At 58.2% G+C, this 629-nt stretch carries 1 protein-coding gene; it reads right to left on the minus strand.

All coding sequences use genetic code 11. The features are described 5' to 3' along the window. Positions 1 to 28: 28 nt before the first annotated feature. Positions 29 to 418: a TIGR02300 family protein gene (locus EN991_RS38785; RefSeq protein WP_127370662.1), complete on the minus strand. Its 390-nt coding sequence runs from the start codon at positions 416 to 418 to the stop codon at positions 29 to 31. Positions 419 to 629 lie beyond the last annotated feature (211 nt).

Below are 629 nucleotides of genomic sequence, written 5' to 3' on the forward strand. Positions count from 1 at the left end.
GCCCGCAAACGCCCGCTTTCAAGGCCGATCAGACCTCGTCGTCGTCGTCGCCGACGCCGATCATGTCGGCAACGTCGTCATCTTCTTCCTCTTCGTCAGCGAGGAAGGTGTCATCTTCGTCGTCGCCGAGATCAACGTCGTCCGCGTCGTCGCCAAGATCCGGCAGGTCGTCGCCCTTGACGTCCTCATCTGCCTCTTCGAGCGAGACGACCTCAACGCCTTCTTCTTCCTCGGCGTCCACTTCCTTCTCGGCCACTTCCTCTTCCTCCTCGAGAGCGGCAATCTTGCCTTCCTCGAAATAGGAACGCGGATAGGTCTTGCCGGTGTAGGGCGAGACGATCGGGTCCTTGTTCAGGTCGTAGAATTTTCGGCCCGTCTCCGGGTCGATACGTTTTGTGCCAAGTTCGGTTTTTGCCACGGCAAGCCTCGTCAATAAAAGAGTGGTCCCCTTAACCACAGTTTGCAGCGCTGTCAAAGCGAAAAGCCGGCGTCACAAAACCATGCATTGAAAGGCCTCGCGTGAAGTGACGACCATGGGGATGACCATTTCGGCCCACCGTGGTACGAGACCGCCGCAACAAATGAAAAGCGCCGGCCCGCCGGCATTCCGTCCAGGGAAATTCCATGTC

Origin of the sequence: Mesorhizobium sp. M7A.F.Ca.US.005.03.2.1, from assembly GCF_003997795.1 — a bacterium.
Classification (GTDB): Bacteria; Pseudomonadota; Alphaproteobacteria; order Rhizobiales; family Rhizobiaceae; genus Mesorhizobium; species Mesorhizobium ciceri.